This is a genomic window from Kitasatospora sp. NPDC005748 (assembly GCF_040630735.1).
In the GTDB taxonomy this organism is placed as follows: domain Bacteria; phylum Actinomycetota; class Actinomycetes; order Streptomycetales; family Streptomycetaceae; genus Kitasatospora.
In genome coordinates, this window is sequence record NZ_JBEXYD010000125.1 from 1 (window position 1) to 6,895 (window position 6,895).

Consider the following 6,895-nt stretch of genomic DNA (forward strand, 5'->3'; position numbering starts at 1 on the left):
GCTCCCCGGCCGGACTCGGTCCCGGTCGGGGAGCGCGCCGCCGGAGAGGGCTCGCTCGGGGAGGGCTCAGCCGCGGGAGGGGGCCGCGCCGACGCCGCCGGGCAGGGGCGAGTCGGGCAGGGGGAAGTCGGGCAGGGGTGAGCGCAGTGAGCTGCGGCCGGCCCGCCAGTGGTCGAGCAGATGGGCGGCGAACCGGTCGTCGACCGCCCCGGCGGCGGCCACTCCGAAGGCGATGTCGGCCGCCAACCCGGGCTCGGCGGAGACCAGTTCCTCGACCACACCACGCCGCACCAGTTGCTCGTGGACGGCGTCCGCCTCGATGTGCTCGCGGTAGAAGAGCGTGCCGTCCGGCCCCGCGCCGAGCCGCTCCAGCGCGGTGGCGAGCCGAGCCGAGCCGGGCGAGGAGGTGACCTCCAGGGCCGCGAAGTGGCCGACCCCCGCGCCGCGCAGCGCCCGGTGCAGGCCCAAGAGCATCATCAGGTTGACCACGGCCAGCGCGGGCGCGGGGACCAGGTCGATGTAATGGCCGTACTCGGGGTCGAGGCCCAGGTCGGCCATCATCCGCGCGAACAGCAGCGCGTGCGCGCGGTCCGGGCGCCCGGCGCCGTACTCGTCGTAGGCGATCGCCATCAGGACCGCCTGCGCCGGACCGTGCACTCGGGGCACCAGCCACAGCTGCGGGTCGGCCTCCTTGAGGTGGTAGACCGAGCGGTGCACCAGGTACTCACGGGCCTGCCAGCGCTCGCCCTCGGCGAGCAGGAAGTGCGAGGGCCCGGAGCCGTCCGGCGGCTCGGTCAGCAGGCTCTCCAGCGCCTCCGGCAGCGGCCGTACGGGCTCCACCTCGGCGCGCACAGCCGCCAGGAAGGCCCGCTCCAGGTCGCGGCGGAGGGCGAGCAGGCCGGGATCCCACTCCCACTCGGGGTCGACGCCCGGCAGGCCCCGGTCGTGGAGTTCGTAGCAGAGGTGGAGGGCGAGCTGGTGGTCCTCGCCCCACGGGTCGGTGAGCGGGCCCGGTTCGGTCAGGAGCCGCCCCGCAGCGGGCGGTCCGGCGGTGACGAGGTCGAGCACCGCCTCGGAGAGCGGGCCGCGGGACCGCGGCAGGGCGTTCACCGTCCGCTCCGGTGGCCCTCGGCGCACAGGCGCAGCACGGCGAAGGACGCCGCGAGGATCAGCGCCCAGCCGCCGGTGAACGCCCAGAAGACCGTCGCCGGTGCGGGCAGCAACCCGACCGCCAGCACTGCGAGCGAGGCCAGCCCCAGGCCCAGCACCGTGCGCGGGCGTACCCCGCGCACCATCTCCCAGCCCCGGCTGCGCAGCCCGAGCCCGAGCCGTCGCGCCAGAACCACCAGTTCGCGACCGTGGCTGCCCGTACCGCCGGTGCCGCCGTCGACTCCGGCCAACGCCACCTGGTCCCGCCGCTCCATCGCGTCTGTCTCCTCGCATAGCCGTTCACGTCCGCCGGTGCGGGTGCCCGCGATGCGGGCCGGCTAACCTGCGGATCGTGGCCTGCCGTGGATCACCAGGACGCGGTCAGTGGCCGAAGAGGTGCCGGATCCGGCCGCCCCGTCCGGGCTCGGCGGTCCGCTCCTCCTCCTGCGGCTGTTCGGGCGCGGCGGCTCGCGGGTCGCGCGCGTAGGTCTGCGGCTCGGGCGGGTAGGCCTGCTGCTCCTGTGTGAGGGCCTGCGGGTCGAGCGCGTAGGTCTGGGGCTCGGGTCGGCCGGCCGGGTCGGCCGGTCGGCGGGGGTCGTCGCGCTGGACGGGCGTCGCGGGCGCGACCGGCCGCGAGGGGACGGGTTCGACGGGAGCGGGGTAGCCCTCCGGGCGGCCCCTGCGGTGGGCGCCGAGCCGCACCGGGCGGGTCCGCCGGGCGAGGACGATCAGAGCCAGTCCGAGGCAGAAGAGCAGGGCGAGCGCCACCCCGGCGAGGAAGATCGCCAGGCTGTTGAGCGTCACCAGGTCGGATCCGAGGACGGAGACCTGGTAGTCGGGCCCGCCATTGAGGTTGTCCGCGATCAGCAGGCCGGTGAACGCGCCGGCGGCGGCCATCAGCAGAAGTCCGAGCAGCAGCATGTCGGGAGTCCCTTCGGTCCGTTCGGCCCCCGTGCCCTCCCCTCGCTGGGCCTCGTCTACCCGGCCCACCGCGGCCCTAACATGCCGACCGCCCCCGGCCCTGCCCGATAGGGCCGGGGGCGGGGACGGTCGGATCAGACGCTCCGCCGCGACGCCTGCTCGGCGGCGTCGCCGTCCCCGTCCTCGGAGCGGTCACCGCCGTCGGAGCGGTCACCGCCGTCGGAGCGGTCACCGCCGTCGCCCGGACCCTGGCGGGCCCGATCGATGTGCTCGGTGTTCTTCTCGTCCACCTCGTCCTTGAGGTGGGAGAGGTCCTCGGACTTCCGGTGGGCCCGCTCGCGGTCGAACTCCTTCATGGGTCTGCCCTCCTGTGTCGCCGGCGGCCCGTGCCCGGGCGGCTTCGCCGGGCCGCGCGGGTCAGTCCGGCCAGGTGCCGGTCAGGCGGCGGGTGCCGACCGCGCCGCCGCGGTCCACCGCCGCCTTCACGAGGGCGAACAGCGCTCCCTGCAGGGCGGCCGCGGTCAGCACCTCCCGCCAGGTGCGCTCCTGGTCGGTGGCCTCCGGAGCGTCCTCCTCGTGTCCGAGGAGCGCCCACAGGCGCCGGAACAGGGCCCCCGCGATCAGCCCGCCGAGAACGCCGAACAGGAGCCCGAGCGGCTTGTAGAGGATCTTGATCATCGCAGTCTCCCCGGATCGCACGACCGCCGTCGGCCGTTCCATGCTGTGCGTCTGTCCGTCGGCGGGCCGGCCAATCCACCGGGGCGGCCCCCCGGCCGGGAATCAGATGGCGAGCAGGTCGGTGAGGTCGTCGGCGTGCTCCTCCTCCTCTTCGAGGATGGACTCGATGAGGCGGCGGGTGGTCGGGTCGTGGTCCCCGAGCCAGCGGGCGATCTCCTGGTAGGTGGAGATGACGATGCGTTCGGCCAGTAGGTTGTGCTCCAGCATCGCCGTGAGGTCCTTCTCGTCCGGCGTGGTGTAGTCGGTGTGGGCACGACTGGCGAGCGTGCTGGGGTCGAAGTCGGGCTCGCCGCCGAGCTGCGCGATGCGTCCGGCGGCCCGCAGCGCGTGCTGCATCTCCTCGGCGGCGTGCTCGGTGAACTCGGCCGCCACCTGGGCCCGGTCGATGCCGGTGGCCGAGATGGCGTGCCGCGTGTAGCGCAGCCAGCAGACCACCTCGGTGGCGACCACGTCGTTCAGAACGGCGATCACCTTCTCGGTGTCGAGGCCGTAGGTGCTGGTCACCGCGCCCTCGGCCATCTTCTTCCGGGCCTCGTCCCGGATCCGGCTCACGTCGATGACGAAGTCGTCGCCTGCCACAGTGCACTCCCAAGGGGTCGGGGGAAGGACGGTCCGGGCCACGTCTTCCCCCGGACGGGCGAGGACATTCCCACCCGTTCCGGACACCACCGGTTCGCAGCAAGGCCGCGGCAAGGCCCGGCACGGGGCGCGGCGGGCCGCGCCCCGTGCCGGGCCCGAGGTCTACCAGCGGTACCAGCGGCCCCGGCCGCCCGAACTGCTCGCGCCGCGCGCGACGAAGCCGAGCAGCCAGATGACCAGCACCGCGACGGCCACCCACCAGAGGGCCTTCAGCGCGAATCCGGCTCCGAAGAGGATCAGGACCAGCAGCAGGACGAGCAGCAGAGGAACCATCCCGAACAGCCTCCAAGGTCGGTGTCACCAGTGGTGGCAGGCGTCTTCCCCCGGTTCGGAGTTCCACGCCCCCGCGTTCAGAGCGGCGACGGCCCGCCGGATCCGGCGCCGCCCCCGGCGAGCACCTCGGCGCTGACCAGGCGGTGCCAGCCGTCCAGCGTGCGGGCCTGGTCGGTGGCGCGTGCGATGAGCCGGTCCAGGTCGTCGCGGTCGAGGCGGGGCTCCTCGTCGGCGATGGCGCGCAGCGCGCGCCAGAGGGCGGTCTTGCCCGCGACCCCGGTGCGCATCATCTCCAGCTCGACCAGGTCGGACAGCGGGGCGCGGTGGACCAGGGTGCCGTTGGGCTTGAGCCGCCCGATGCGTTCGCCGGCGATGCCCAGCCAGGTGCGGTAGTGCCGCACCGGTACGCCCAGCCGGTTCATGATGCGGACGAGTTCGTCGCGGTCCTCCTCGACCTGCCGGGCCAGCTCGCGCAGTTCGGCGGCGCGCCGGCTGTCGGCATGGGAGTCGGCCATCCGGCGCGCGAGCGCGGCGCCGCCGAACGCTCCGGTGAGGTGGTCGTTCAGGTAGACGCCCAGGGGCTGGGCCAGGAGTTGAGGTGACCTCACGTGACCTCCAGGGCGAGGGTCTGTCGGGTCGGCGCTCGCGTGCCTCGCGACCGCGTCGCGGGCGCCCGGGCCGAACGGCGGTACGCCTCCCATGGTGCCCCTCGCTGCGGGGCTCCGCCCGGCGGGCGGGCCGGGGGCGCGGTGGCCGCCCGGACCGGGCGGGGGTTCAGAGCCGCTCCTCCATCCGGATGGCCTCGCGGAGCGCCAGGTGGGCCTCGCCCTCGTGGCCCTCGTGCTGTTCGAGCAGGGCGGCGGCGATCGCGTCGAGCTTGCGCTGGATGGCGTGTTCGGCGCGGCGCTCGGCGTTCTTGAGCAGCGCCAGCAGGAGCAGGGTGATCGCGGTCATGGTGTCGCCGACGAGGATCTGCCACTCCGTCGACAGTCCGGCCGCGTGGACCGCGACGAAGGCGGCCACCAGCAGGACGCAGAACACGGAGAACGCCGGGGAGCTGGTGAGGTTGGAGGCGGCCTCGGCGAGCCGCTCGAACCGCCCGCGTGCACCGTCGCTCCGGGCGGCGGGGTGTGAGAGGGTCATGCCCCTCTGCCTATCACCCGCCGTGCGCGGACACGGGCGACGGCACGCGGGCCCACCCGTCGCCCGGCCACCGTCCCGGGCTCACCGAAGCGGGCGGGCGGGACGGCTCGGGCGGAGGGACGCGCCGGGGGACGCCACGAGCGCCGCGGCGCCGTGCCCCGCGCGCCCGTCATCGCGTCCGCCCGGCGTACAGGCCGAGGCCGACGGCGAGGCCGGCGACCGCCGCGGCGGCGAGCGGCCCGCGGTGGGTGGTGGCCCAGAACTGCAGGCTCCGGTCGTGGGAGCTGTCGCTGAAGCGGCCGCGGGCGCCGTGGTCCTCCCTCGCGTCGACGGGCCGCCACAGGTTGGCGGGCTCGTCGTCGCGGCGGCGGCGGTCGGTCTGCTGGGAGTCGAAGCCGGTCCGGGCCAGGTAGCGGTCCAGCAGCCCGGGCACGACCGCGTTGGCCAGCAGGGTGGCCGCCGTACTGCCGCCCACCCAGTACTCCCGCCGCTGTGGCCGGTCGGCGGCGTGCAGCACGGCGCGGGCCGCGACCTCGGGCTGGTAGATCGGGGCCACGGGCCGGGCGCGGTTCGGCAGCCGCGACAGCACCCAGTCGAACTGCGGGGTGTTCACCGCCGGCATCTGCACCATCGTGGTCCGCACGGCGGTACCGGAGGCCAACAGCTCGCAGCGGAGCGCCTCGTGCCACCCCTGCAGGGCGTGCTTGGCGCCGCTGTAGGCGCTCTGCAGCGGGATCCCCCGGTAGGCGATCGCGGAACCGACGTGCACCAGCGTGCCGTGGTCGCGCGGCAGCATCCGCCGCAGGGCGCTGCGGGTGGCGTAGACGTAGCCGAGGTAGCTGACCTCGGTGACGCGGCGGAACTCCTCCGGGGTGATCTCGGTGAAGGGCGCGAACACGGAGGTGAAGGCGTCGTTCACCCACACGTCGATGGGGCCGAGTTCGTTCTCGACGCGCTCGGCGGCGGCCTCGACGGCGTCGGGGTCGGCGGTGTCGGCCTCGATCGTGATCACCGTGGCACCGGCCTCCCGGGCCTGCGCGGCCGCCGCTTCCAGGCCCGCCCGGCCGCGGGCGATCAGCGCGAGCCGGTCGCCCCGCTCGGCGAAGGCCCGGACGCAGGCGCGCCCGATTCCGGCACTCGCGCCGGTCACCACCACGACCCGTTCGGTGCGCCTCAATGCAGTCATGACCGTCGTCTGTCCGGCGCCGCGCAGGTCAAACGCGCCCGGCCCGGTCGCGTTCGGCCCGGGGCCGCCGTAGCGTCGGCGGCGGAGCGAACCGTGACGGACAGGAGGCGCCCGATGGCACCGACAGCGCTGTTCGACGTCGATGGCACCCTCCTCGACACGAACTACCTGCACACCCTCGCCTGGGCCGAGGCGCTGGCGCAGTACGGGCACACTCCGGCGATGGCGCGCATCCACGCGTCGATCGGCATGGGGGGCGACCAGCTGCTCGACCACGTCCTCGGCCGGGACCGTGACCGGTCCGGGGACGGTGACCTGAGCGCGGCCCACCAGGCGCTCTACGCCCGCTTCTGGCCCGTGCTGCGGCCCTTCGACGGGGCGGCCGCGCTGTTGCGCGCGGTCGCCGCGCGGGGCTGGACGGTGGTGCTGGCGAGTTCGGCCTCCGGGCGGGACCTCGCGGTGATGCGCGACGTCCTCGACGCGGACGACGTGGTGGCCGCCGTCACCGGTGCGGACGACGTCGACGCGAGCAAGCCCGCCCCCGACCTCGTCCGGGCGGCGCTCGACAAGGCCGGTGCGCGGCCCGAGGAGGCGGTCTTCGTCGGGGACACCCCGTGGGACGTGCAGGCCGCGGCGGCCGCCGAGGTGCCGTGCGTCGCCGTCCTGTCCGGCGGCTGGAGCGAACGGGACCTGCGGGCCGCCGGGGCGCTGGAGGTCCATGAGGACGTGGCGGCGCTGCTGGCGGGGCTGGCGGGCCCGGTGGACCAGACGACCGCGTTGGACGCGTTGGACACCGCGACCACGCCGTCGCCCCGGACCATGAGGTAGGCGCCGGTGGCACCGGTC

The 6,895-nt window shown here is 75.0% G+C and carries 10 protein-coding genes and 1 pseudogene; 1 reads left to right on the forward strand and 10 read right to left on the reverse strand.

Annotation, left to right across the window (positions count from 1 at the left end; all coding sequences use genetic code 11):
• Positions 1-66: 66 nt before the first annotated feature.
• The 10 genes and pseudogenes from ABZ495_RS36535 to ABZ495_RS36580 all read right to left on the reverse strand — a co-directional run bounded on the left by ABZ495_RS36535 (position 67) and on the right by ABZ495_RS36580 (position 6,049).
• Positions 67-1,110, reverse strand: a complete 1,044-nt coding sequence (locus ABZ495_RS36535) for an iron-containing redox enzyme family protein (RefSeq protein ID WP_359840283.1) — start codon at positions 1,108-1,110, stop codon at positions 67-69.
• Entirely contained in the window at positions 1,107-1,424 is a 318-nt protein-coding gene (locus ABZ495_RS36540) for a hypothetical protein (protein WP_359840285.1), read from the reverse strand. The genes ABZ495_RS36535 and ABZ495_RS36540 overlap by 4 nt, the downstream gene beginning before the upstream one ends.
• A 448-nt stretch (positions 1,425-1,872) precedes the next feature.
• A pseudogene (locus ABZ495_RS36545) lies at positions 1,873-2,070 on the reverse strand (hypothetical protein); the annotation flags it as partial.
• Between the two features lie 134 nt (positions 2,071-2,204).
• The gene (locus ABZ495_RS36550; RefSeq protein WP_359840286.1) at positions 2,205-2,426 is read right to left on the reverse strand and encodes a hypothetical protein; all 222 of its coding nucleotides are present in this window, start codon (positions 2,424-2,426) and stop codon (positions 2,205-2,207) included.
• 61 nt (positions 2,427-2,487) lie between these two features.
• Positions 2,488-2,748, reverse strand: a complete 261-nt coding sequence (locus ABZ495_RS36555) for a DUF4235 domain-containing protein (RefSeq protein ID WP_329485633.1) — start codon at positions 2,746-2,748, stop codon at positions 2,488-2,490.
• A 102-nt stretch (positions 2,749-2,850) separates the two neighbouring features.
• Positions 2,851-3,327, reverse strand: a complete 477-nt coding sequence (locus ABZ495_RS36560) for a ferritin-like domain-containing protein (RefSeq protein ID WP_352295512.1) — start codon at positions 3,325-3,327, stop codon at positions 2,851-2,853.
• 222 nt (positions 3,328-3,549) lie between these two features.
• Positions 3,550-3,720 carry a hydrophobic protein gene (locus ABZ495_RS36565; RefSeq protein WP_359840288.1) on the reverse strand — a complete coding sequence of 57 codons (171 nt, stop codon included), beginning with the start codon at positions 3,718-3,720 and terminating at the stop codon, positions 3,550-3,552.
• Between the two features lie 77 nt (positions 3,721-3,797).
• Positions 3,798-4,328 carry a hypothetical protein gene (locus ABZ495_RS36570; RefSeq protein ID WP_359840290.1) on the reverse strand — a complete coding sequence of 177 codons (531 nt, stop codon included), beginning with the start codon at positions 4,326-4,328 and terminating at the stop codon, positions 3,798-3,800.
• Between the two features lie 166 nt (positions 4,329-4,494).
• A complete protein-coding gene (locus ABZ495_RS36575) occupies positions 4,495-4,863 on the reverse strand; it encodes a low affinity iron permease family protein (RefSeq protein WP_352295463.1) in 369 nt (122 codons plus the stop codon).
• Positions 4,864-5,032: 169 nt separating this feature from the next.
• Entirely contained in the window at positions 5,033-6,049 is a 1,017-nt protein-coding gene (locus ABZ495_RS36580; protein WP_359840292.1) for an SDR family oxidoreductase, read from the reverse strand.
• 114 nt (positions 6,050-6,163) lie between these two features.
• Here ABZ495_RS36580 and ABZ495_RS36585 point away from each other — a divergent pair, with 114 nt between their 5' ends.
• Entirely contained in the window at positions 6,164-6,877 is a 714-nt protein-coding gene (locus tag ABZ495_RS36585) for an HAD family hydrolase (protein WP_359840294.1), read from the forward strand.
• Positions 6,878-6,895: the final 18 nt, after the last annotated feature.